Here is a 24,142-nt window from a genome sequence, read left to right as displayed (position 1 = left end):
CTTCGCAGGCTCCTGGATGAGGTCGAATATATCTGAGAGAGAAGAAGCAAGAACAATGACAATTTCCCCAGACCGCATCCCCGTCATCGTCGGCATCGGCGAGATCGTCGACCGCCCCAAGGAGATCACGGAAGGCCTGGAACCGCTCGATCTGCTCGAACAGGCGCTCCGGCGCGCCGAGGCCGATGCGGGCGCAAAACTGCTCGGCGAGGTGCAGTCGCTCGACGTCGTCAACTTCCTGAGCTGGCGTTATCGCGATCCGGAGCAGCTTTTGGCGCAACGGCTCGGGATCGCGCCTGCGCACTGCTATTACGGTCCGGTCGGCGGCGAGAGCCCGATCCGCTATATCCACGAGGCGGCAAAGCGCATCGCACGCGGCGAATGCAGCGTCGCGGCAGTCTGCGGGGCGGAGGCGCAGTCGACCGCGACCAAGGCGGAACGTGCGAGCGTCAAGCTGCCATGGACCCCGTTCGCGCATGATGTCGAGGAGCCCAAGCGCGGCGCGGCGTTCCAGAAGCCGCTGGCGGTCAAGCTCGGCGTATTCCGCCCCGTCACGGTCTATCCGTTCTATGAGGCGGCCTCCTCCGCGCATTGGGGCCAGACGCCGCGTGAGGCGATGGCGGAGTCCGGTGTGCTGTGGTCGCGCTATTCGGAAGCCGCCGCGCAAAATCCGAATGCCTGGCTGAAGCGGCGCTATGCGCCTGAAGAGATCACGACGCCGACCGCCGCCAACCGCCTGATCGCCTGGCCCTACAACAAGCTCATGGTCGCCAACCCGAGCGTCAACATGGGAGGCGCGCTGCTGCTCACCAGCCTTGCCAAGGCGCGCGCGGCCGGGATTCCCGAGAACAGGCTGGTCTACCCGCTCGGCGGCGCCTCGGCCGAAGAACCGCGTGATTATCTCCTGCGCGACCAGTTCTACGAGAGCCATCCGCAGAACGCGGTGCTGAAGGCCGTGATGGACCTCGCCGGCGGCGACGGCAGACAGTTCGACGCGATCGAGCTCTATAGCTGCTTCCCCTGCGTGCCCAAGATGGCGCGGCGGACGCTTGGCCTGGGCGCGGACGTGCAGCCGACCGTGACCGGCGGGCTCACCTTCTTCGGGGCGCCGCTCAACACCTACATGACGCATGCGGCCTGCGCGATGGTGCGGCGGCTGCGCGACGGCGCCGGGCTCGGCCTGCTCTACGGCCAGGGCGGCTTCGTCACCAAGCACCATGCGCTCGTTGTTTCGAAGACGGCGCCACGCGAAGCGTTGATTCAGGAGACGAGCGTGCAGGCCGAGGCCGACCGCAACAAGCGCGCGGTGCCGGAGTTCGTCACCGAAGCCGGAGGCAAAGGCAAGGTCGAGAGCTTTACGGTGCTCTATGGGCGCGGCGGCGATGTCGAGCACGGCGTGGTGATGCTGCGCACCGAAGATGACCGGCGCACGCTGGCGCGGATTCCGGCGAGCGATGCGGCGACGCTGGCGCACCTGCTCGACATGGATCGCACGCCGGTCGGCTCAATCGGCGAGATCGCGATGACCGCGGATGGCGTGCCGGAGTGGCGGCTGGCGTAAGCTCTCGTGTCCCGGACGCGGTGCGGCGCGAAGTGCCGCTCCGCAGAGCCGGGATCCAGCTTCGAGGAGAGATGGGCCCCGGCTCAGCAGCGCACCACTTCGTGGTGCGCTGCGTCCGGGGCACGGACCGTCCTAGCTCCTCGGCGCCTGCTTCTCGGACGCCGTTGCCGGCTTGCCTTTGGCGCCGGCCCCGACGACGCGAACCGCGTCGCCATCCGACAGACCATCCGGCGGGGCGGCGATGACGCGATCGTCCGGCGCGATACCCGACGCGAGCTCGATTTCGCGGCCGAGATCGCGCGCGATGGTGACCGGCTTGAACAGCACCTTGTCGTCCGCACCGACGGTCGCGACGCGCAGGCCGCTGCCGTTGAAGATCAGGGCGCTGGCGGGGATGCTGAGCGGCGCGGAGTCGCGCTGGAGGCTGAGCTTCACGCTGGCATAGCCGCCGGGCATCAACTCTCCTCTGGAATTGTCGAGCCCGAGCTGCATGCGCGTCGTCCCGGAGGCGACGTCGACGGCCTGCGATGAAGCCTCCACCGTCGCCTGAAAAGTCCGGTTGGGATATTCCGGCAGCGTGATGATCGCCTTGGCCCCGATCTTGATCGCCGGCACGTAATTCTGGGGCACGTTGACGTAGACGCGCAGCTTGGTGATGTCCGAGATCACGAACATCGCCGGGCCCGAGCCGCCGCCGGCATTGATGAGCGCGCCGACGTCGGTGTCGCGCGCGGTGACGACGCCGTCGAACGGCGCTGTGATCTTCTTGTAGCCAGCGAGCGCTTCCAGCCGCTCGACATTGGCCTGCCCCGAATTGACGGCGGCCTTCTTGTTGGAGAGATCGGCAGTGCGCTCGTCGATCTCCTGCGCGGAGACGAAGTTGGAGGCGACCAGCGTCTTGCGCCGGTTCAGCGTTGCTTCCGACAGCCTGGCGCTGGCCTGCTGGCTGGCGAGGTCGGCGCGGGCTTGCAGCAGCTGCTGATCGAGGTCGGGCGCCTCGATCTCGGCAATCACCTGGCCGGCCTTGACGCGCGCGCCGATGTCGGCACTCCAGCTCTTCAAATAGCCCGACACGCGCGCGAAGATCGGAGCCCGGTAGTAGGCTTCCAGCCGGCCCGGCAGCTCGATGGTGGCATTGAGGTCCTTGGCATTGGGCAGCGTCACCGCCACGCTGGGAACGGCCTGGTCGTCGGTCCATTCTTTCAGCTTGGAGCCCTGCTCCTCGCGGGCACGGATGCCGGTGCCGACGACAAGGCCTGCCGCAATCAGCGCCACCACGCCGAAGATGCCCAGTTTCCGGTGCGACACCGGGGAGCGGGGTTCAGTGGGCGACATGCGGAGTCTCCAATGAGGCGGCGGCTTCGGCGCCTTGTTTCTTGTGAACCATGCTGAACACCACGGGAACAAACATCAGCGTGGCGAACGTTGCAAAGATCAGGCCGCCGATCACGGCGCGGCCGAGCGGTGCATTCTGCTCGCCGCCCTCCCCCAGCCCCAGCGCCATTGGCGCCATGCCGATGATCATGGCGAGCGCGGTCATCAGCACCGGGCGGAACCGGACGAAGCCGGCTTCGAGCGCGGCGGCGATGGGATCGCCGAGGTCCTCGTAACGCTCGCGGGCAAAGGAGATCACGAGCACGCTGTTGGCGGTGGCAACGCCCATGCACATGATGGCGCCTGTCAGCGCCGGCACCGACAACGTGGTCTCGGTCATGAACAGCATCCAGACGATGCCGGCGAGCGCGGCCGGCAACGCGGTGATGATCACGAACGGGTCGGACCAGGACTGGAAGTTCACGACGATCAAGAAGTAGATCAGCACGACGGCCCCGAGCAGGCCGAACAGCAGGCCGGTGAAGGCGCTGTTCATGGTCTGCACCTGGCCGAGCAGCACCACGGACGAGCCCTTTGGCACCTCATTGGCGGTGTCGGCGATCAGCTGGCGGATGTCGGTGGCAATCGCGCCGAGATCGCGGCCCGAGGTCGTCGCAAAGATCTGCACCATGGACTGAATGTCGTATTGCGAGACGACCGCACTCGAGGTCGAGCGCTTGATGTCGGCGATGCCGCCGAGAATCGGCGACTGCGCGTTGCCGGCCGCGGTGATCGGCAGGGTCTGCAGCGCACTGAGCGAGTCGATCTGGTATTGCGGCGTCTGCATCACGATCGAGTAGGACACGCCGTTATCGGGGTTGAGATAGTAGGTCGGCGCCACCTGCGAGGAGCCGGCGAGATTGACCACCAGGCTGTTGGTGACGTCGCGCTCGGTCAGGCCGACATATTGCGCGCGGGTGCGGTCGACATCGATGTTGAAGGTCGGGTTGTTCGGCGACTGCTGGATGCGCGCATCGGCAACGCCGGGAATCTTGCGGACCTTCGCCAGCAGGCTGTTGGCATAAGCGAAATTCGCGCTGACATTGGCGCCGCGGATTTGCAGGTCGATCGGCGCCGGCGCGCCGAAATTCAGGATCTGGCTGACGATGTCGGCGGGCAGGAACGCGAAACTCACGCCGGGAAACAGGCGCGGCAATTGCTCGCGCAGCACGCGGACATGCTCTTCGGTCGGCTTGTGGCCTTCCTTCAGCTTGATCTGAATGTCGCCGTCCTGCGGGCCGATCACGCCGGTGTTGTTGTAGGTCATGTTGATGCCGGAGATCGGCATGCCGATGTTGTCGGTCATGGTCTCGATCTCGCCCGGGATCAGCTTGCGCACCGCCTTCTGGACATCGGCGAGCTGGTTCGCGGTCTCCTCGACTCGGGTGCCGACCTGGGTGCGGACATGCATCAGGATGTTGCCGGCATCGACGGATGGGAAGAAGTTGCGGCCGAGGAACGGCACCAGCGCGAAGGACGCGCCGACGATGCAGATGAAACCGATGACGAACACCGGCCGGTGCGCCAACGCCAGGCCAAGGAGGCCGCGATAACCACCGCGGATGCGCTCGAACCGCGTCTCGAAGCCGCGTTGGAACCAGACCAGCGGATTGCGCGACTTCGGCGGCCCGCCCTCGTGATGGACATGCGCCTTGAGCAGATAGTTCGCCATGGTCGGCACCAGCGTGCGCGACAGGATGAACGACCAGATCATCGCGAACATCACGGCTTCCGCCATCGGCACGAACAGGAAGCGCGCGACGCCGGTGAGGAAGAACATCGGCACGAACACGATGCAGATGCAGAGCAGCGAAACGAAGGCCGGCGTCACGATCTGGTTGGCGCCGTCGAGGATGGACTGCTCGACCGGCTTGCCCTGCTCCAGATGGTAGTTGATGTTCTCGATCGTGACCGTGGCGTCGTCGACGAGGATGCCGACGGCGAGCGCGAGGCCGCCGAGCGTCATGATGTTCAGCGTCTCGCCGATCGCCGACAGCATGATGATGGCGCCCAGCACCGACAGCGGGATCGAGACCGCGATGATGATGGTCGAGCGCCAGCTGCCGAGGAACAGCAGGATCATGACGCTGGTGAGCAACGCCGCGATCACGCCCTCGAAGGCGACACCTTGAATCGCGCCGCGAACGAACACCGACTGATCACCGATGAAGCCGATCTTCAGTGCGTCGGGCAGCTGATCCTTGACGTCGATGACCTTCTGCTTGATGCCGGCGATGATATCGAGCGTCGAGGTCGCGCCCGCCTTCAGCACCATCATCAGCACCGAGCGGTTGCCGTCGACATGGACGATGTTGGTCTGCGGTGGATTGCCATCGCGCACCGTGGCGACGTCGCGCACATAGACCATGGCGCCGTTGACGGTCTTGATCGGCAGATTGCCGAGTTCGTCGATCCGGAGCGGCGAGTTGTTGAGCTGGATGTTGTACTCGAACTGGCCGATCTTCTGGGTGCCGACCGGTGTGATCAGATTCTGGGCGGCCAGCGCGTTGGCGACGTCCTGGCCCGAGAGGCCGCGGGCCTGGAGCGCGGTAGGATTGAGGTCGATCTGGACCTGGCGCTGCTTGCCGCCGAACGGATAGGGAATCGCCGCGCCCGGCACCGTGACCAAGGGCGTACGAAGCTGGTTGATGCCGATATCGGCGAGATTCTGCTCGGTGAGCCCGTCGCCCGACAGGGCCACCTGAATGATCGGCACGGTGGACGCCGAGTAGTTCAGGATCAAGGGTGGCGTCGCGCCCGGCGGCATCTGCTTGAGCAGCGTCTGCGAGATCGCGGTGACCTGCGCGTTGGCGGTACGGATGTCGACGTTGGGCTGGAAGAAGATCTTGATGATGCCAAAGCCGTTGTAGGAATTGGCGACGATATGCTCGATGTCGTTGACCGTGGTCGTCAGCGCGCGCTGGAACGGGGTGGTGATGCGGCCGGACATCTGGTCCGGCGGCAGCCCGGTGTACTGCCAGACCACGCCAATGACCGGAATACGGATATCCGGGAAGATGTCGGTCGGGGTTCGCAGCGCCGCGAGCGGTCCGATAATCAGCAGCAGCAGCGCCAGCACCACGAACGTATAAGGCCGGCTCAGGGCAATACGGACCAGAGCAATCATGCGCCAGGCAATTCCAGGTCAAGCGAGAATATGGAATCCGCCCCCACGGCGATCCCCTTCCCCCTTTACCTGAGCACCGCCGGAAACGCTAACCCCCGGCGGCTATCCCGCATTCACTTCCCTGCTACCGCACTGCGAAGCCGACATCGCAGCCATGCGGCCGCGCGCCTCAGGCGGCACGGACCGAGTTCAGGAACTTGCCGACTTCGAGCTTGAGGCGGTTGGAGTCGCGCGACAGCATCTGCGCCGCAGTCAGCACCTGCGAGGACGCCGAGCCGGTTTCGGAGGCGCCGCGCTGGACGTCGCCGACGTTGGACGAGACCTGCTGCGTTCCCCGGGCCGCTTCCTGAACGTTGCGCGCGATCTCCTGCGTCGCCGCGCCCTGCTGCTCGACGGCCGCTGCGATCGCCGAGGCGATCTCCGACAGACGCGCGATGGTGCCGCTGATCTCGCCGATGGCGCTGACGGAATCCTGCGTCGCCGCCTGAATGCCGCCGATCTGCTGGCCGATCTCGCCGGTGGCTTTGGCCGTTTGCTCGGCCAGCGCCTTGACCTCGGAGGCCACCACCGCGAAGCCGCGACCGGCCTCGCCCGCGCGCGCCGCCTCGATCGTGGCATTGAGCGCCAGCAGGTTGGTCTGGCCGGCAATCGCGTTGATGAGCTCCACGACGTCGCCGATCCGCGATGCAGCCCGCGACAATTCGCTGACACGTTCGGTGGTCGCGTGGGCCTGACTGACCGCCTCGTTCGCGATCCGGGAGGAATCCTGCACCTGCCGGCCGATCTCGCGCACCGAGGACGACATCTCTTCGGCGGCCGAAGCGACCGAATGGACATTGGTCGACGCTGCTTCCGAGCCGGTCGCGACCGCCGTCGCCAATTCCTGCGCCCGGCCCGCGGTCGAGGACAGCGTCGAGGCCGAGGCCTCGAGCTCGGTTGCGGCCGACGACACGGTCTCGACGATCTCGCCGATCGCGGCCTCGAAACCGTCGGCAAGCTTCGTCATGTCGGCTTTGCGCTGTCCTTCGGCCCGGCGCTGCACCGCCTGCACCTCGTCGCGGCTGAAGCGGATGATGGTTTGCACGGTCTGAAGGTTGCGCAGCGCCTCGCCGATCTCGTCGTCGCGCTCGATCACGATGCGGTTGTCGAACTTGTCCTGCACGAGGTTGATCAAAGTGTCATTGAGCTGCCGCATCGGCCCCCCGATCGCACGCATGGTTGCAAGGCCGGTGAAGCCGACGATGGCGGCACCGACGACAGCCAGCAGCGACAGGATCAGACCGGTCGAGCCGCCGGTGGAGAGCGCACCGCCGATGCCGAGCACGAGCATGAACAGCGCCTGGAGCACCATCGTCGTGACCAGGCGCGCCTTCAGCGTCCCGGTGAAGATGCTGAAGCGGTCGAGCAGCGAGCGGCGGCGGATGATGCCGGCGTCGATGCGATAGCCATGCGGCTTCTTCTCGCGGATTGCAGCGTAGACCTCCTCGGCGAGCTTGCGCTGGTCGGCCGGCAGCTTGGTGCGGATCGAGGTATAGCCCTTGACCTGACCGTTCTCGCGGATCGGCGAGGCCGTCGCCAGCACCCAGTAGAAGTCGCCGTTCTTGCGACGGTTCTTCACTGCGCCGAGCCAGGGCTTGCCGGCCTTCAGCGTGTCCCAGAGATTGTCGAACGCCTCCGGCGGCATGTCGGGGTGGCGGACGATGTTGTGCGGCTGGCCCATGAGTTCCGCTGACGTGAAACCGGCAGCGGCAATGAAATCCTCATTGAAGTAGGTGAGCTTGCCCTTGAGATCGGTTCGCGAAACGATCAGCGTCTCGTCACTGACGGGATATTCGACGGCCGTGACCGGAAAATTCTTGCGCATCGGATCCCCCAAAAAGACCGATTCAGTGTGAAATCATTTCAATGGGAACCCCGCCCCTTGCTGGGCTGCCCTCGCCCAACATTCGTAAATTCAGTTTAACCGTCCATGAAACGGCGCGCCCGTAAGATTACTGGCAAAGGCGCAGAATGCTTCCTTCAAGCGACATCATGCTACCGAAAGGAAGAGCGGCGCTTTCGGCGCCGCTCGGGGGCTTGATAGATGGACCGCGCTTTACGCAGCGCGGACGTTGGTCAGGAACTTGCTGACCTCGGTCTTGAGCCGGTTCGAGTCGTTCGACAGCATCTGCGCCGCCGACAGCACCTGCGAGGAGGCCGTGCCCGTCTCGGTCGCGCCGCGCTGCACGTCGGTGATGTTGGACGACACCTGCTGCGTGCCCTGCGCCGCCTGCTGCACGTTGCGGGCGATTTCCTGCGTCGCCGCACCCTGCTCTTCCACCGCCGCCGCGATCGCCGACGAGATCTCCGACAGACGCTCGATGGTCGAGGAGATCTCCTTGATGGCGCCGACCGAGTCGTTGGTCGCGGCCTGGATGCCGGAAATCTGCTGGCCGATCTCCCCGGTCGCCTTCGCGGTCTGCTCGGCGAGCGCCTTCACCTCGGAAGCGACCACGGCGAAGCCACGGCCGGCTTCGCCGGCACGCGCGGCTTCGATGGTGGCATTCAGCGCAAGCAGATTGGTCTGGCCGGCGATGGTGTTGATCAGCTCGACGACGTCGCCGATGCGCGAGGCGGCCTTGGAGAGCTCGCTGACGCGTTCGGTGGTGGCGCGAGCCTGACCGACGGCATCGCCTGCCATCCGCGCCGATTCCTGCACCTGACGGCTGATCTCGCCGACCGACGAAGCCATCTCCTCCGTCGCCGAGGCGACCGATTGCACGTTGGTCGAGGCTTCCTCCGAAGCGGAGGCCACCGTGGTCGCCAATTGCTGCGAGCGTTCGGCCGTACCCGTAAGGGTGGAGGCCGACGCCTCGAGCTGCGTCGAGGCGGACGAGACCGTTCCGATGATCTGACCGACAGCGCCTTCGAAATCGTCTGCGAGCCTGATCATGTCTTGCTTGCGTTGCTCCGCATTCCGTCGCTCGGCTTCGACCTGTTCCGCCTTCAACCGCTCGACCTCGATCGCATTGGTCTTGAATACCTGGACCGCCTGGGCCATCGCGCCGATCTCGTCCTTGCGTTCGGTGCCCGATACGACCACCGATGTGTCACCTGCGCAAGAATCCCCATCTCCGTGGTGATACGCTGGATTGGGCGGGTAACCGCGAACGCAACGCCGAAGGCGCCCACAAGCGATAGCAGAAGGGTGACGAGGCCGCCGATCAGCATGGACAGAGTTGCATTGCCTGACGCGGCGTCGGAGGCCGCTGCCCGCACCGACAACAGCGACCGCTCTTCCTTGTCCATCTCCTGCACCACGCCGCGCAAGCCATCCATCGCTTTCTTGCCGGCGCCGGATGCTTCGAGCTCGCGGGCCTTTGCCTGAGTTGCCGGATCCTTCATCAGCGCGATTTCGCGCTGCGCGATGTTGGTCGCCCAGTCACTGGCGAACGCCTTGACTTGATCAAGGCGCTTCTGCTGCGTCGCGTTATCCGAGGTCAGGCTGCCGACCTTGGCCGCCGCCGCCTGAAACTGCTTTTGTCCGGCCTCATAGGGGGCGAGAAAGCCGGCATCGCCCGACACGAGATAGCCGCGAACACCGGTTTCCTGATTGACCATGGCGCTGACAAGGCCGGAAAGCTGCTCAAGCACCTCGTAGGTATGAACGGTCATTCTTGCCGTCGAATTCATCACGCTCAGCGAATTGTAGATCGCCCCGGTGCTGCCAGCGACGACCAGGCAGATCGCGGCAAACACCGCAGAAACCTTGATGGATATGCGCAGATTATTGATCCAGGACATCAGAAACCCCAAGCCTGCCGGTGCACCAATTGCTCATCGCACGCACAGCTCCCCGAGTTGCGCACGAAGTTCGGCCCTGTTTTTATGCGCGCGACTTATGATGAAACCATTAGCCATACTCCGCATTCCTACGGAGGCAATGCGGAGCAATGCTCCGCATTCTTACCGGCCTATCGGAAAATGGAAGGTGGGCCACTCGAATACAGGCTCGGGGCCCATGTGAGGCCCCGAGCCAAGCTGTGAGCTGCCGCCGAATGGGCCGCGCCGCTGTTTTGGCCGCTGAATTACAACCGGTCAGGCCGCGCGGACGTTGGTCAGGAACTTGCCGACCTCGGTCTTGAGCCGGTTCGAGTCGTTCGACAGCATCTGCGCCGCCGACAGCACCTGCGAGGAGGCCGTGCCCGTCTCGGTCGCGCCGCGCTGCACGTCGGTGATGTTGGACGACACCTGCTGCGTGCCCTGCGCCGCCTGCTGCACGTTGCGGGCGATTTCCTGCGTCGCCGCACCCTGCTCTTCCACCGCCGCCGCGATCGCCGACGAGATCTCCGACAGACGCTCGATGGTCGAGGAGATCTCCTTGATGGCGCCGACCGAGTCGTTGGTCGCGGCCTGGATGCCGGAAATCTGCTGGCCGATCTCCCCGGTCGCCTTCGCGGTCTGCTCGGCGAGCGCCTTCACCTCGGAAGCGACCACGGCGAAGCCACGGCCGGCTTCGCCGGCACGGGCGGCCTCGATGGTGGCATTCAGCGCGAGCAGATTGGTCTGGCCGGCGATGGTGTTGATCAGCTCGACGACGTCGCCGATGCGCGAGGCGGCCTTGGAGAGCTCGCCGACGCGTTCGGTGGTGGCACGCGCCTGGCCGACGGCATCGCCCGCCATCCGCGCCGATTCCTGCACCTGACGGCTGATCTCGCCGACCGACGAAGCCATCTCCTCCGTCGCCGAGGCGACCGATTGCACGTTGGTCGAGGCTTCCTCCGAAGCGGAGGCCACCGTGGTTGCCAGCCGCTGCGAGCGGTCCGCGGTCGCAGTCAGCGTCGAGGCGGAGGCTTCGAGCTGAGTCGAGGCCGACGACACGGTCTGAACGATCTCGCCGATCATCGTTTCGAATTCGCGGGTGATGTTGTCGACACGGCGGCCGCGCTCGATCTTGGCCTCTGCATCGGCTGCGGCGGCCTCGTCGGCGGCCTTCTTGGCGATCAGGGCTTCCTTGAAGATCTGGAGCACGTCGGCCATGGCACCGATCTCCGTCTTCTCGCCGCGATGCGGGACTTCGGCGAAGAGGTCGCCCTTACCCAGCGCCTGCATCGGCTGGATGATCGAGTTGATGCCGCTGGAGACGTCTCGGACGAGATAGAAGCTGAGCCCAAGGCCGATCACGACAACGGCGCCGAGAATGACCGAAACCAGCATGAAGGCATAGGCGTAGCTGTCGGCGGCATCCTGAGCGGCCCGCTCGCCGCCCTTGGTGTTGAGCTCGATGTCCTTGTTCAGGACCTCATCGGCCTGAAGCCCGATCTTGTTGACCGTCTTGGAATTGAGCTCCTGCGCCTCGCGCGGGATCTTGCCGGCCTCCTTGCGCGACAGCGCCATGACCTCCTCGGTGCCCTTCTTGTAGTCGTCCCAGAGCTTGGACCATTGGCTGTAGAGCGCCCGCTCTTCCTGGGAGCTGATCATGGCCTCGTACCTGGAGCGCACCTTGGCGAGCGCTTCAGTCACCGTGGCAGCGGTCTTCTCCACCGCGAGCTTATCTTCCAGAGCTTCGGCCAGCATGTGCTGGCGCACCACGTTGCGATACGTGATGACGCTGGCGCGCAGATCGCCGATCACCCGCACGCTGGGCATCCAGTTCGTGGTGATGTCGACGGTGTTGGCATTCATCGACCGCATCTTCATGACGGCGAGCAGGCCCATGCCGGTCATCGCGACCAGCAGGAATGCCACGACACTGATGATTTTGGTGCGGATGGAGAGCTTGGCAAACATAATCGGGTCTCGTTGTATTGGCGCCGGCGCGCGTCCGAAGTTCTACGAATCAACCAAAGGGAGCAGCGCCGACATCCAACACCAGAGCAATTGTGCAGATGTTAACGACGAATCCGTGCGAGCACGGAGCCCGAAAGAAATGAACAGGCAGCTAAAAATGCTCTGCGCTCAGCGCATGAGCCTAAGTGCGTCGGAGAAAAACTCTGCTCCGCCGAAATTTCCGGACTTCAGAGCGAGCAGCATGTCCCTTTCGGCACCGACCGCGCGCAGCACCGGAACGCCTGCGGCAATTTCCAGTCCCACGAGAAATCCGGGAATCTTCAACCGATCGACAACGGCCCCCGACGTCTCGCCGCCGGCAACGATCAGCCGTCGCACGCCTGATTTTACGAGGCTCTCTGCAATATCGGCCATGGCCTGCTCGATAGCATGACCGGCGGCGTCGCGACCGTGGCGCGCCTGCAGCGCGGCGACCTGATCCGGTGTCGAGCTCGATGCGATCAGCACCGGACCTTCCGCAAGCCGCGGCCTCGCCCAGTCCAGCGCGCGCTGTGCTTCGCCCGCCCCCGTAATGATACGGTCCGGATCGAGATGAAGCACCGGCATGATGCGTTCGGCATTGGCGATCTGCTGAAGCGTCGCCTGCGAACAACTCCCGGCAAGGCATGCCGCCGATCCGCCGACCGGCGCGCCTGCATCACTGGTTGCCGTTGCCCTGACCTTTCCGGTCGATACCAGCGCCCGCGCGAGTCCAAGGCCGATCCCGGAGGCGCCGACCGACAGCCGATGTTCGGCGGCGACGAGACCGATGGTCTCGAGGTCGCGGTCGAAGACGGCGTCGATGATCGCGGCGCCGATCCCCTTGCCCGCGAGTTCGGCCAAGCGCGCCCGCACGCCCTCCGCGCCGCGCGTGACGGTGGCGAGATCGACGAGGCCGATCTGCGTCTTGCTCTGGCGCGCCAGCACGCGCACCAGGTTCGAATCGTGCATCGGGTTGAGCGGATGGTCCTTCAGCGGGCTCTCGTTGAGCGGCACGGCACCGACGAAGAGATTGCCCTGGTAGACGGTACGGCCCGTTTCCGGAAACGCCGGCGTCACCAGCACGACAGCTTCGCCGCAATCGGCGCGCAACGCGTCCATCACCGGGCCGATATTGCCGGCATCGGTGGAATCGAAGGTCGAGCAGATCTTGAACAACACGTGGCCCGCGCCGCGGCCGCGCAGCCATGTCTCCGCCGCGCGCGAGCGCGACACTGCGAGCCCGGCTTCGATCGAGCGACTCTTCAGCGACACCACGACGGCATCGACCTCGGGCAGCGCGAGATCGTCCGCGGGCACGCCGATGGTCTGCACGGTGCGCAGGCCCGCGCGCGTCAGCGTGTTGGCGAGATCGGAGGCGCCGGTGTAGTCGTCTGCGATGCAGCCCAACGCAAGCGTCACGACTTCACTCCAGCGTAGGGCTTGAACCAGGCGAGCCCGTCGGTGGTCTTGCCGCGCGGGTTGTATTCGCAGCCGACGAAGCCGGCATAGCCGAGCCGGTCGAGCTCTGCGAACAGGAACGGATAGTTCAGCTCCTCGCCGTCGGGCTCGTTGCGCGAAGGGATGCTGGCGATCTGGACGTGGCCGATGATCGGCATCATCTCGCGCAGCCGCATGGTGACGTCGCCATGGATGATCTGGCAGTGATAGATGTCGAACTGAAGCTTCAGGTTCGCAAGCCTCAGCTCCTGGATCAGGTCGCGCGCGAAGCCGAAATCGTTGAGGAAATAGCCAGGCACGTTGCGCGCATTGATCGGCTCGATCACGACGTCGATGCCGTGCGGCGCGAAGAAGTCCGCGGCCCAGGCCACCGACTTGTAGAACGCCTCGATCGCCACACGCTCGCCGCGGTTGGCGATGCCGGCCATCAGGTGCAGGCGCTTGGCGCCGGTCGCCTTGGCATAAGGCAGCGCCGTCTCCAGGCTCGCCTTGAGATCGTTGAACCGCGAGGGCAGCGCCGCAAAGCCCTTCTCGCCGGCGTTCCAGTCGCCGGGCGGCAGATTGAACAGCGCCTGGGTCAGGCCATTGCGCTTGAGCCGCTCGCCGATCGCTTCCGCCGGATGCTCGTAGGGAAAGAGAAACTCGACGGCGGTGAAGCCGGCCTGGGCTGCGGCGTCAAAGCGGTCGAGGAACGGCACCTCGGTGAACATCATCGAGAGATTGGCGGCGAAACGGGGCATCGCAGTTCCTCTTGCTTACTTGTCGCCGGGCAGCTTGACGCCGGTGACCTGCGCGTACATCCGCGCCACCGAAGCGTCGTCGTCGCGGCCCATGCCGGCGGCTGATGTCATCAGAAACATCTGGAGCGCGGCGGCGGAGACCGGCACAGGGAAACGGGCACTGCGCGCCATGTCCTGAATGATGCCGAGGTCCTTGACGAAGATCTCGACCGCGCTGCGCGGCGTGTAATCGCCGTCGAGCACGTGCGGCATGCGGTTCTCGAACATCCAGGAATTACCGGCCGATGCCGTGATCACCTCATAGACCTTGCGGAGGTCGAGGCCCTGCTTTGCCGCGAACGCCATGGCTTCGCTGGCGGCGGCGATGTGCACGCCGGCGAGCAATTGATTGATCATCTTGAACGCAGCGCCTTGCCCGGCGGCATCGCCGAGCTCGTAGAGCTTTGCGGCCATGGCATCCAGCGCGGGCCGCGCCTTCGCAAAAGCGGCGGGACTGCCGGAGGCGAGGATCGTCAGCTCGCCTTGCGCGGCGCGCTGCGCCCCGCCGGAGATCGGCGCGTCCAGATAATGCCGGCCGGTCGCCTCAAGCTGCTTGGCCAGGCGCCGCGCCACGTCGGGATCCATTGTGGCCGAGGATACGAAGACGCTGTCCTTCGGCATGGTCTCGGCGGCCCCATCCTTGCCGAACAGGATCGCCTCCGTCTGCGCGGCATTGACGACGACGCTGACGACGATATCGGCCTCCTTGGCCGCTTCGGCCGGCGTCCTGGCCCCCGCACCGCCATCCTTCACGAAGCGCGCGACGGCCTCAGCCGAAACGTCGCAGCCGGTAACGGCATGGCCGGCGCGCTTCAGCGAGCTCGCCATGCCAAAGCCCATCGAGCCGAGCCCGATGACGGCGATACGCTGGTTTTGTGACGTGGAGGCCGACATGCAACTGATCCTTGCGAACGTTTCCCGGACGGCCGCCCTTTGCGGCAGCTCGTCGAACCGATATCACGGCTTGGCCGTGCTGCCAAAGCGTGAGACAAGCAGGCATGACGGCCATGAGCAACGAAACACGGCTGCGCGAGGATATCTGCCGCTTCGGACGGTCCCTGTTCGAGCGCGGGCTGACGCCGGGCTCCTCCGGCAATATCAGCGTCAAAATGGACGACGGCGGCTGGCTGGTGACGCCCACCAATGCCTCGCTCGGCTTCCTCGACCCGGCGCGGCTGTCGCGGCTGGATAGAACGGGACAGCTGGTTTCGGGCGATGCGCCCACCAAGGAAGTTCCGCTGCACACGGCGCTCTACGACACGCGCGGAAGCGCGCGCGCAATCGTACACCTGCACTCGACCCATTCGGTAGCGCTCTCGATGCTGCCCGAGATCGACCCGCGCGCCGCGCTGCCGCCGATGACCGCCTATTACCTGATGAAGTGCGGCGCCACCGCGCTCGTGCCCTATTACCGCCCCGGCGATCCCGCAGTCGCGGATGCGATCAAAGGGCTGGCGGGAAAATATTCATCCGTGCTGCTCGCCAATCACGGCCCGGTCGTCGCCGGCGACACGCTCGAGGCCGCGGTGTTCGCGACGGAAGAGCTGGAAGAGACGGCGAAGCTGTACCTGCTGCTGCGCGGGATGAATCCGCGGTACCTCTCGCAGGAGCAGGTGACGGATCTGGTGAAGGTGTTCGGGGTGACGCTGCCGGAGCATGGCGTACACGAACACGAGCGATGGTCTGTGGCCACACCGTCAGACGCGGAAGTGGAAGCTGCGGCCGACATCCTTGATAAGGCGGGGCGCCATCATCGTTGGTGGGACAAGTCGGTAAAACCGTACACCGACCCAATCGCCAAAAGCGAGTTTGAGGGGATTGTGGAACAGATGCTGATCGCCGCATCGAAGTCGCGATCTCGATCGTGATCCTGGCCCGCTGCGCGCCACACACACCGCCGTCATCCTGAGGTGCGAGCCTTGCGATGCAATTGCATCGCAAGGTGAAGCCTCGAAGGACGGACTACAGGCGCTCGCGGCCCATTCTTCGAGGCGCGCGAAGGGCGCGCACCTCAGGATGATGACTTCGATTGCGGCAGCAATCCAGTTACAGCCCCAGATACGCCTTGCGTACGTCCGGATTGCCCTTGATCTCGCTGGCTGCGCCCTGCATCAGCACGCGGCCGGTTTGCAGAATGTAGGCACGGTCGGCGATCTCGAGGCATTCGGCCATGCGCTGCTCGACGATCAGCACGGTCATGCCGGAGTCACGGATGAGCTTCACGGCTTGAAAGATCTCGTCGACCAGCTTCGGCATGATGCCCTGCGAGGGCTCGTCGAGCATCAGGAGCCGCGGGCGCGTCATCAGCGCGCGGCCGATCGCGAGCATCTGCTGCTCGCCGCCGGAGAGCGTCTCGGCGCGCTGCTCCAAACGTTCCTGGAGACGCGGGAACAGCTTGAAGACGAGATCGAGCGGCTCTTCGCGGTTGGCTTCGCCACGGTAGAGATAACTGCCGAGACGCAGATTGTCGCGCACCGACAGGCGCGGGAACAGGCGGCGGTTCTCGGGCACGTAGGCGATGCCGGTCGCCGTGATGTGGTGCTGCGCCATGCCGTCGAGGCGCTTGCCGTCGAACGTCACCGTGCCCGAGCGCGGACGCTCGGCACCGGCGATGGATTTGAGCAGCGTCGACTTGCCCGCGCCGTTGGCGCCGGCGACGCAGACGATCTCGCCCTTCTGGACCTCGATCGAGACCGCGGAGATCGCGACGAGGCCCTGATAGGCGGTCGTGACTTCACGCACCGACAGCATGACGATCTCCCAGATATGCGCTGATCACCTTGGGATCGCGGACGACGTCTGCGGGCTTGCCCTCGACCAGCACCTTGCCGAGGTCGAGCACAATGGCCCGGTCGACCAGCGGCATCACGATCTCCATGACATGCTCGACCATCAGCACGGTGATGCCGGCATCGCGCACCTTGCGCACCAGCGCCACGCCGGTCTGCGCCTCGGTCGGGGTCAGGCCGGTGAGGACTTCGTCGAGCAGCAGCAGCTTCGGTTCGGTCGCAAGCGCACGCGCGACTTCCAGACGGCGCTTCTCGGCCGGCACGAGGTCGCTCGCAAGCACGTCGGCGCGCGCGGCAAGGCCGGTGAACTCCAGCACTTCATGCGCCTTGCGGCGCGCCTCGCGCATCACGGTATTGCGCACGAGCGCACCGACGATGACGTTGTCGATCACCGTCATGGTCTCGAAGCTCTTGACCACCTGGAAGGTCCGGCCGATCCCGCGCTGGCAGCGCTCGGCCGCCGGCATGTGGGTGACGTCCTCGCCGTCGAACCAGATCGAGCCTTGCGTCGGCGGCAGCACGCCCGCGATGAGATTGAACAGGGTCGACTTGCCGGCGCCGTTCGGGCCAATCAGGCCGACGATCTCGCCGCGGCCGACCGAGATCGAGACGTCGCTGTTGGCGATGAGCCCGCCAAAACGCTGCCAGACGCCGCGGGTTTCAAGGAGCGCGGTCATCGCGTGGCTCCCTTTGCTTTCGAGCGGGAGAACAGGCTCACCAGACCTTGCGGCAAAGCCAGCGAGATCAGCACGATCAGCGTGCCGTAGACGATGAGGTCGACGCCGCGCCCGGAGCCGCCGATATAGGAGCGCGTCAGCTCCGTCATCGGGATCAGGATGGCAGCCCCCAACACCGGGCCCCAGAGGGTGCCGATTCCGCCGAGCACGGCCGGCAGCGCCATCAGCAGCGAGAACTGGAAGCCCATGACGCTTTCAGGATCGATATAAGCGAGAAACTGCGCATAGAAGGCACCGCCGATGGCAACCAGGAAGGCGGAGACGGCAGCCGCGCCCATCTTGGAGTTGAAGACGACGACGCCAAGGCTCTCGGCCGCTTCCGGATTGTCCTTCACCGCACGCCACCAGAAGCCCCATTTGGAATCTTCCAGCCACCAGGTGACGAACCAGGCGAGGCAGCACAGCCCCAGCGCAAAATAGAAGTACGGCAGCTTGGTGCGCAGGAACTGGAATTTCAGCCAGCTGTCGCCCCGGATCGGAATGGTGATGCCCATCGCGGCTCCCGCCCATTCCCAGTTCTGGAAAAGCAGCAGCCCGATCTCGGCGATGACGATGGTCGCGATCACGAAGTAATGGCCGCGCAAACGGAAGAAGGGATAACCGAGTCCCATCGCGATCAGGGCGGCAATCACGCCGCCGCCGAGCATCCCGAACCAGGGCAGCACGCCGAACTTGGTGAACAGCAGCTCGGTGGTGTAGGCGCCGATGCCGAAATAGAGCGCGTGTCCGAGCGAGATCTGTCCGCAATAGCCGGACAGGATGTTCCAGCTCTGCGACAGCGCCGCATACATCAGCGTCAGGATCAGGATGTTCTGGACGTAGACGTCCTTGACGAACAGCGGCGCCAGCGCCGCGAGCCCAGCCAGCACCGCGGCGATGATGAGGTCGCGGCGGCGCCGCGCGGCAAAATTCTTGTCCATCACATCGACCCGAACAGGCCGCGTGGCCGGATGAAGACGACGAGCAGGTAGACGGCGTAGATTCCGACGGATTTCAGCGAGGGCGGCAGCACCAAGGCCGTGACCGCCTCGACGAGGCCGACGATGATGCCGCCGGCGAAGGCCCCGAACACGCTGCCGAAGCCGCCCAGCGCCACCGTGACATAGGCGATCAGCGCGAAGGACGCACCCACATCGGGGTAGATGTAGAAGAACACCGCCATGATGGCGCCGGCGAGACCGACCAGCGCGGCGCCGAGGCCCCAGCCGAACGCGAACACGCGGTTCTTGTCGATCCCGACGAGAGCGACCGCACCGGGATCTTCGCGGGTGGCTTCGATCGCGCGGCCGAAATCGGTGCGGTGGATGAAGAAGTAGAGACCGGCAAAGGCGAGAACCGAGACCAGCGCGCCGACCAGCTGCGGCTCCGGCAGGAAGATGCCGGCAAAGGAGATGGTCTTGCCGCCGAGCGAGGACTGCGGAATGCTGCGATAGTCCGGGGTGAAGAAGAACTGCGCGAGGCCGCGCATGACGATGGCGAGACCGAAGGTGGTGAAGATCTGCACCATGCCGGCATTGGCCTTGGCCCGCATGGCGAAGCGGACAATGAGCAGGTAGATCACCGCTCCGAAAACGAAGAGCGCCGCGGCGACCAATGGCGCCGACAGCAAGGGGTCGATGGCGAAGAACGCGAACAGAAAGAAGGACAGGTACATCGCGAGCATCAGGAACTCGCCATGGGCGAAGTTCGTGACGTCCATCAGGCCGAAGATCAGCGCGAGGCCGACCGCGATCAGTCCGTAGAGCAGGCCCATGAGGAGGCCACTCGCGAGACTTTGGATAATGGCTTGGGCTGTCAACTCTCGTCCCCCGTTCGAATAGTCACCGTTTGCTCCGTCATTGCGAGCAAAGCGAAGCAATCCAGCATCTCACCACGGAGACAGTCTGGATTGCTTCGTCGCTTCGCTCCTCGCAATGACGAGGCTCGCGCGACGATCGCGATGTGCTCCCCTGCTCCCGCAGCGCTTACTTCATCGGCCAGATCGCCTCGGCGATCGCCGCCTGCGGCGGGAAGATGGTGACGAACTTGCCGCCGACATATTGCAGCAGCACCGGATCGGCGTCGTTGTTCTGACCCATCTCGTCGAACTTGACGCGCTTCCAGGGCATGATGGTCTGCTCGCCCGGAATGTCGGTCGCGGCCAGCGCGTCGCGGATCTTCTCGCCGTCGGTCGACTTGGCCCGGTTGATGGCATCGGCGAGGATGATCAGGCCCATGAACTGGCGCGAGGTGAGATCGTTGAAATCCTTGCCCGACTTCGCCTTGAACATGTCGTTGATCTTGCCGACCATCGGGCGCTTCTGCGCGAGGTCGAGCGAGAAGGTGCCGCGCGAGATCACGCCTTCGAGCTTGTCGCCGACGGCATCATAGAGCGCCTTCTCGGAGAAGCCGGCGTCCTGTGCCACGATCGCATTCGGCTTGTAGCCGAGCTCGGCCATGGTCTTGACCAGGAGGATGCCGTCGGTGGTGTAGCTCGAGGGCATCAGCACGTCGGCATTGGCGGTCTTGAGCTGCTGCACCTCGGCCGAGAGCGAGGGCGAGTTGGCGCGATACTTGATGTCGGTGACGATCTTGTAGCCGCGCTCGCCGGCGATCTTGGTCTGGGCATTGCCGGAGTCGGTGCCGAAGATGGTGTCCTCGTGGAACAGCGACAGCGTCTCGATCTTGGTGCCCTTCTTCTTCATGGCATCGAAGAAGTCGAACATCGCGGCCGAGTACATCTCGTCATGCGGCGCCGCGCGGAAGTAATATTTCAGGCCGCGGCGATGCAGGCTGGGCGAGGAATTGTCGGCGGACACGAACGGGACCTGGTAGCGTTCGCAGATCTGGCTGACCGTGACGGCAACGGCGCTCTGGTAGGTGCCAATGATGGCGCAGACCTTCTCCTGCGTGATCAGGCGCTCGGCCTCGGCGCGGCCCTTCTGCGGATCGGCCTGGTGATCGGCGAACACGAGGCGGATCTTCGCGCCGCCGAGACCCGGCAGGCCTTCGCCCTTTGCCAGCGGCAGGTCGAAAGCGGTGTCCTTGTTGATGACTTCGAGCGCGGTCTCATAGGCTTTCTGTGCGTCGACGCCCTGCTGCGCGCTGCCGCCGGAGAACGGATAGATCACGCCGATCACGACTTCCGAGCTCTGTGCGCGCGCTGCCAGCGGCACGAGAGCGGCAGTGGCGGTGGCTCCCAACAGCACGTCGCGGCGAGTGATCGTCATGGCAAGGTTCCCTGTTATTGAATTTCGGCTGATCGAATGAAGCGATTGATGGATGCGGTAAAGCCTGAAGAAGCAGCAGGCGCTGCCTACTAAATCACGGCCATGTTTCTGTTCTTCAGATCCGTCACCAGCATGAGGCCGGGCGAATGCGTGATGGCGAACGGGAGCTTCGCGGCGTTGATCACCGATTGCGGCGTCACCCCGCAGGCCCAGAACACCGGAATCTCGTCGGCGGCGACCGGCACCGGATCGCCGTAGTCGGGCTTGGCGATGTCCTTGATGCCGATCAGATGCGGATGGCCGAGATGCACGGGCGCACCGTGGACGGCGGGATAGCGCGAGGTGATCTGCACCGCGCGGATCGCATCGGCCGGCTTGAACGGGCGCATCGACACGACCATCGGACCGGCGAATGGACCAGCCTCGCCGCAGGCGATGTTGGTGCGGTACATCGGCACGCGCACATTGTGCTCGATGTGCCGGATCGGCATGCCCTCCTCGAGCAGAGCTTCTTCGAACGAGAAGGAGCAACCGAGCACGAAGGTCACGAGATCGTCGCGCCAATACTTCGTCACGTCGGTCGGTTCGTCCACGACCTCGCCGTCGCGCCAGACGCGGTAGCGCGGCACGTCGGTGCGGATGTCGAGATCGGCGCCGAGGGACGGGATGAAAGGGCTACCGACATCGGACATGCCGATGATCGGGCATGGCTTTGGATTGAGCTGGCAGAAGCGGTGAAAGGCGCCGGCATGTTCGGCAGGCAGGATCGCCAGATTGCCCTGGACAAAACCCGGAGCGACGCCGGCGGTGGAGGCGACCAGCCCCGCGCGATAGGCGAGCCGGGCCTTGCGGCTCGGAAGGGAGTCGGTTGTTTCAGTTTGCTGCGCTGCCACCAAAACAGTCATGTGATCGACCTGCCTAGAAACTCGACAAAGACAAGCCAACACCAAGCGTGCTATAAAGTCTAATCGTCGTTTCTAATCAATATCGATAAATTCAATTTATCGATCGGGAAAATCCTTCCAATGCTGGACTTCAGGTCGATCGAGACGTTCCTGTGGGTTGTGAAGCTCGGCAGCTTCCGTGGCGCCGCCCAACGGCTCAACACCACCCAGCCGGCGATCTCGCAGCGCATTGCGCAGCTCGAGCGCGAGATGGGCGTGAAGCTCCTGAACCGCGATCATCGCGTGGCCTCGCCCACCCCCAGCGGGCGACAGATGATGGTCTACGCCGAGAAGCTGATCGGTCTGCGCGCCGCGATGATGGCGGAGATCGGCGACCGGTCGGCGATGCGCGGCGTGATGCGGCTCGGCGTCGCCGAGACCATCGTGCACACCTGGCTGCCGCGGCTGGTGAAGAGCGTGAACGAGGTCTATCCGAACCTGTCGCTGGAGATCGAGGTCGACATCACGCCGAACCTCACCGGGCGCCTGCTCGCGCAGGAGATCGAGCTCGCTTTCGTCGTCGGGCCGTTGTCCGCGTCCGGCGTGCACAACCGCGTGCTCGCCGATTATCCGATCGGCTTCCTCGCAAGCCCCTCACTCGGTCTCGGCGCGGGCCCGGTGACCCCGGTGGAGCTGGCGCGGTTTCCGATCATCACCTTCCCGCGCAAGACCAAGCCTTACGAGGTCGTGCGCGAGGTGTTCGACCGGCCGGAGCTGCCGCCGATCCGCCTGCATGCCTCCGCCTCGCTTGCGACGGTCATCCACATGGCGGTCGAGGGACTCGGCATCGCCGTGATCCCCGACGCCATCGTCGCGAACGAGCTCGCCGACGGACGGCTGCAACTGCTCGACACCGATCTCGCGATCGCGCCGCTAACATTCACGGCGAGCTGGCTCGCCTCTCCCGACGTCGTCGCCGTGGAGCGCGTCGCCGAGCTCGCAAGGCAGATTGCGCAGAGCAGCCTCGCGGTTGACGCGCCAGCGCAGGCGCGTCATTGAAAAAGCGCCGGGTTTTCTACCGTCATTCCGGGGCTCGCGCAGCGAGAACCCGGAATCTCGAGATTCCGGGTTCGCCCTTTGGGCGCCCCGGAATGACAGCGATCAATGGAAGAGACGCATGAGCCGAGCCGCCACCAATCTGCAAATCGATTCCGCCCGCCTCTGGGGCTCCATCCACGAGACCGCACAATTCGGCGCGACCGCCAAGGGCGGCGTGCGACGACTGACGCTCAGCGCGGAAGACAAGCAGGTGCGCGACTGGTTCCGCAAGGCTTGCGAAGACGCCGGACTCGAAGTCCACGTCGACGCGCTCGGCTCGATGTTCGGCCTGCGCAAGGGCCGCGACATGTCGAAGCCGCCCGTCGGCATCGGCTCGCATCTCGATACCCAGCCGACCGGCGGCAAATATGACGGCATCCTGGGGACGCTCGGCGCGCTGGAAGTGATCCGGACGCTGAACGACGCCGGCATCGAGACCGAGGCTCCGATCTGCGTCGTCAACTGGACCAACGAGGAAGGCTCGCGCTTCGCGCCTGCGATGATGGCCTCCGCCGCCTATGTCGGCGACTTCACCACCGACGACATTCTGTCGCGCAAGGACGCCGAAGGCATGACCGTGGGCCAGGCGCTCGACGGCATCGGCTATCGCGGCGACAAGCCGATCGGCTTCCAGAAGCTCGGATGCTTCGTCGAGCTACACATCGAGCAGGGTCCCATTCTGGAAGCGGAAGGCAAGACCATCGGCGTGGTCGATTCCGGCCAGGGCGTGCTCTGGTACGACGGCAAGATTTCCGGCTTCGAGAGCCATGCGGGTTCGACCCCGATGCCGCTGCGGCGCGACGCGCTGGCCACGCTGTCGGAAATCGTGCTGGCGATGGAGGCCATCGCGAAGAAGCACGGGCCGAACGCGGTCGGCACCATCGGCGAGGCCGTGATCGCAAATCCCTCGCGCAACGTCATTCCCGGCGAGATCGCCTTCACCATGGACTGCCGCAGTGCCGACGGCGCCATCATGGATGCGCTGGATCGCGATCTTCGTGCGGCCATCGCCGAGATCGCCGCACGGCGCAAGGTCGAGGTCAAGATCGACCTGGTCTGGCGCAAGCCGCCGACGCATTTCGATCCCAAGCTGATCGCGGCGGTCGAGAACGCCGCGAAGACGCTGGGCTATCCCTCTCGCCGCATCACTTCCGGCGCCGGCCATGACGCCTGCAATCTCAACACCGTCATGCCGGCGGCGATGGTGTTCGTCCCCTGCAAGGACGGCATCAGCCACAACGAGCTGGAGGACGCCACGCAGACCGACTGCGCTGCGGGCACCAACGTCCTGATGCATACCGTGCTGGCGATTGCCGGCGTCGCGTCCTGATCGGAG

16 protein-coding genes and 2 pseudogenes are annotated in these 24,142 nt (G+C 65.0%); 4 read left to right on the top strand and 14 right to left on the bottom strand.

The genetic code is table 11. The annotated features are described in order from the left end of the window. Positions 1-55: 55 nt before the first annotated feature. Positions 56-1,561 (top strand): acetyl-CoA acetyltransferase, encoded by a 1,506-nt coding sequence (locus tag ABIA42_RS06815; protein WP_271528685.1) that lies wholly within the window; start codon positions 56-58, stop codon positions 1,559-1,561. Between the two features lie 132 nt (positions 1,562-1,693). Here ABIA42_RS06815 and ABIA42_RS06810 read toward each other — a convergent pair whose 3' ends face one another. From ABIA42_RS06810 to ltnD, 8 genes and pseudogenes are all read right to left on the bottom strand, one after another. Continuing rightward, positions 1,694-2,896, bottom strand: a complete 1,203-nt coding sequence (locus ABIA42_RS06810) for an efflux RND transporter periplasmic adaptor subunit (protein ID WP_271528686.1) — start codon at positions 2,894-2,896, stop codon at positions 1,694-1,696. Beyond that, positions 2,883-6,062 (bottom strand): efflux RND transporter permease subunit, encoded by a 3,180-nt coding sequence (locus ABIA42_RS06805; RefSeq protein ID WP_370143747.1) that lies wholly within the window; start codon positions 6,060-6,062, stop codon positions 2,883-2,885. Before ABIA42_RS06805 ends, ABIA42_RS06810 begins: the two co-directional genes overlap by 14 nt. A gap of 169 nt (positions 6,063-6,231) precedes the next feature. Continuing rightward, positions 6,232-7,926: a methyl-accepting chemotaxis protein gene (locus tag ABIA42_RS06800; protein ID WP_271528688.1), complete on the bottom strand. Its 1,695-nt coding sequence runs from the start codon at positions 7,924-7,926 to the stop codon at positions 6,232-6,234. 231 nt (positions 7,927-8,157) lie between these two features. After that, positions 8,158-9,845, bottom strand: a pseudogene (locus ABIA42_RS06795) (methyl-accepting chemotaxis protein). Positions 9,846-10,139: 294 nt separating this feature from the next. Continuing rightward, positions 10,140-11,831 (bottom strand): methyl-accepting chemotaxis protein, encoded by a 1,692-nt coding sequence (locus ABIA42_RS06790; RefSeq protein ID WP_370114717.1) that lies wholly within the window; start codon positions 11,829-11,831, stop codon positions 10,140-10,142. A 168-nt stretch (positions 11,832-11,999) separates the two neighbouring features. Further along, positions 12,000-13,271 (bottom strand): 3-oxo-tetronate kinase, encoded by a 1,272-nt coding sequence (gene otnK / locus ABIA42_RS06785; RefSeq protein WP_370114719.1) that lies wholly within the window; start codon positions 13,269-13,271, stop codon positions 12,000-12,002. Further along, complete coding sequence (gene otnI / locus ABIA42_RS06780; RefSeq protein WP_370114721.1) at positions 13,268-14,050, bottom strand: 2-oxo-tetronate isomerase; 783 nt, start codon at positions 14,048-14,050, stop codon at positions 13,268-13,270. The genes otnK and otnI overlap by 4 nt, the downstream gene beginning before the upstream one ends. Positions 14,051-14,065: 15 nt before the next feature. Then, positions 14,066-14,983 (bottom strand): L-threonate dehydrogenase, encoded by a 918-nt coding sequence (gene ltnD, locus ABIA42_RS06775; RefSeq protein WP_370114723.1) that lies wholly within the window; start codon positions 14,981-14,983, stop codon positions 14,066-14,068. A gap of 104 nt (positions 14,984-15,087) precedes the next feature. Between ltnD and ABIA42_RS06770 the strand changes: the two are divergent. Then, positions 15,088-15,762: pseudogene (locus tag ABIA42_RS06770) on the top strand (aldolase); the annotation flags it as partial. A gap of 373 nt (positions 15,763-16,135) precedes the next feature. Here ABIA42_RS06770 and ABIA42_RS06765 read toward each other — a convergent pair. The 6 genes from ABIA42_RS06765 to ABIA42_RS06740 all read right to left on the bottom strand — a co-directional run bounded on the left by ABIA42_RS06765 (position 16,136) and on the right by ABIA42_RS06740 (position 21,729). Continuing rightward, positions 16,136-16,840 carry an ABC transporter ATP-binding protein gene (locus tag ABIA42_RS06765; RefSeq protein ID WP_036004938.1) on the bottom strand — a complete coding sequence of 235 codons (705 nt, stop codon included), beginning with the start codon at positions 16,838-16,840 and terminating at the stop codon, positions 16,136-16,138. Further along, positions 16,824-17,555 carry an ABC transporter ATP-binding protein gene (locus ABIA42_RS06760; protein WP_271529913.1) on the bottom strand — a complete coding sequence of 244 codons (732 nt, stop codon included), beginning with the start codon at positions 17,553-17,555 and terminating at the stop codon, positions 16,824-16,826. The genes ABIA42_RS06765 and ABIA42_RS06760 overlap by 17 nt, the downstream gene beginning before the upstream one ends. Continuing rightward, positions 17,552-18,535, bottom strand: a complete 984-nt coding sequence (locus tag ABIA42_RS06755) for a branched-chain amino acid ABC transporter permease (RefSeq protein WP_271529914.1) — start codon at positions 18,533-18,535, stop codon at positions 17,552-17,554. Before ABIA42_RS06755 ends, ABIA42_RS06760 begins: the two co-directional genes overlap by 4 nt. Further along, positions 18,535-19,413: a branched-chain amino acid ABC transporter permease gene (locus ABIA42_RS06750; RefSeq protein WP_370114726.1), complete on the bottom strand. Its 879-nt coding sequence runs from the start codon at positions 19,411-19,413 to the stop codon at positions 18,535-18,537. Before ABIA42_RS06750 ends, ABIA42_RS06755 begins: the two co-directional genes overlap by 1 nt. Before the next feature lie 166 nt (positions 19,414-19,579). Continuing rightward, entirely contained in the window at positions 19,580-20,824 is a 1,245-nt protein-coding gene (locus ABIA42_RS06745; protein WP_035673267.1) for an ABC transporter substrate-binding protein, read from the bottom strand. Positions 20,825-20,913: 89 nt separating this feature from the next. Then, entirely contained in the window at positions 20,914-21,729 is an 816-nt protein-coding gene (locus tag ABIA42_RS06740; RefSeq protein WP_370114728.1) for a putative hydro-lyase, read from the bottom strand. A 120-nt stretch (positions 21,730-21,849) separates the two neighbouring features. Between ABIA42_RS06740 and ABIA42_RS06735 the strand changes: the two genes are divergently transcribed. Beyond that, positions 21,850-22,767 (top strand): LysR family transcriptional regulator, encoded by a 918-nt coding sequence (locus tag ABIA42_RS06735; protein ID WP_271529916.1) that lies wholly within the window; start codon positions 21,850-21,852, stop codon positions 22,765-22,767. 118 nt (positions 22,768-22,885) lie between these two features. Then, positions 22,886-24,136 (top strand): Zn-dependent hydrolase, encoded by a 1,251-nt coding sequence (locus ABIA42_RS06730; protein WP_370114731.1) that lies wholly within the window; start codon positions 22,886-22,888, stop codon positions 24,134-24,136. Positions 24,137-24,142 lie beyond the last annotated feature (6 nt).

Origin of the sequence: Bradyrhizobium sp. USDA 327, assembly GCF_041262065.1 — a bacterium.
GTDB lineage: Bacteria > Pseudomonadota > Alphaproteobacteria > Rhizobiales > Xanthobacteraceae > Bradyrhizobium > Bradyrhizobium liaoningense.
The sequence above is the reverse complement of the archived record's forward strand: the minus strand, read 5'-3'. Positions and strand labels throughout refer to the sequence as shown.

Bases quoted from the DNA above. Each gene is read 5' to 3' on its own strand.
- ABIA42_RS06815 (WP_271528685.1), top strand. From the start codon at position 56: ATGACAATTTCCCCAGACCGCATCCCCGTCATCGTCGGCATCGGCGAG.
- ABIA42_RS06810 (WP_271528686.1), bottom strand. From the start codon at position 2,896: ATGTCGCCCACTGAACCCCGCTCCCCGGTGTCGCACCGGAAACTGGGC.
- ABIA42_RS06805 (WP_370143747.1), bottom strand. From the start codon at position 6,062: ATGATTGCTCTGGTCCGTATTGCCCTGAGCCGGCCTTATACGTTCGTG.
- ABIA42_RS06800 (WP_271528688.1), bottom strand. From the start codon at position 7,926: ATGCGCAAGAATTTTCCGGTCACGGCCGTCGAATATCCCGTCAGTGAC.
- ABIA42_RS06790 (WP_370114717.1), bottom strand. From the start codon at position 11,831: ATGTTTGCCAAGCTCTCCATCCGCACCAAAATCATCAGTGTCGTGGCA.
- otnI (WP_370114721.1), bottom strand. From the start codon at position 14,050: ATGCCCCGTTTCGCCGCCAATCTCTCGATGATGTTCACCGAGGTGCCG.
- ltnD (WP_370114723.1), bottom strand. From the start codon at position 14,983: ATGTCGGCCTCCACGTCACAAAACCAGCGTATCGCCGTCATCGGGCTC.
- ABIA42_RS06765 (WP_036004938.1), bottom strand. From the start codon at position 16,840: ATGCTGTCGGTGCGTGAAGTCACGACCGCCTATCAGGGCCTCGTCGCG.
- ABIA42_RS06760 (WP_271529913.1), bottom strand. From the start codon at position 17,555: ATGACCGCGCTCCTTGAAACCCGCGGCGTCTGGCAGCGTTTTGGCGGG.
- ABIA42_RS06755 (WP_271529914.1), bottom strand. From the start codon at position 18,535: ATGGACAAGAATTTTGCCGCGCGGCGCCGCCGCGACCTCATCATCGCC.
- ABIA42_RS06745 (WP_035673267.1), bottom strand. From the start codon at position 20,824: ATGACGATCACTCGCCGCGACGTGCTGTTGGGAGCCACCGCCACTGCC.
- ABIA42_RS06740 (WP_370114728.1), bottom strand. From the start codon at position 21,729: ATGACTGTTTTGGTGGCAGCGCAGCAAACTGAAACAACCGACTCCCTT.
- ABIA42_RS06735 (WP_271529916.1), top strand. From the start codon at position 21,850: ATGCTGGACTTCAGGTCGATCGAGACGTTCCTGTGGGTTGTGAAGCTC.
- ABIA42_RS06730 (WP_370114731.1), top strand. From the start codon at position 22,886: ATGAGCCGAGCCGCCACCAATCTGCAAATCGATTCCGCCCGCCTCTGG.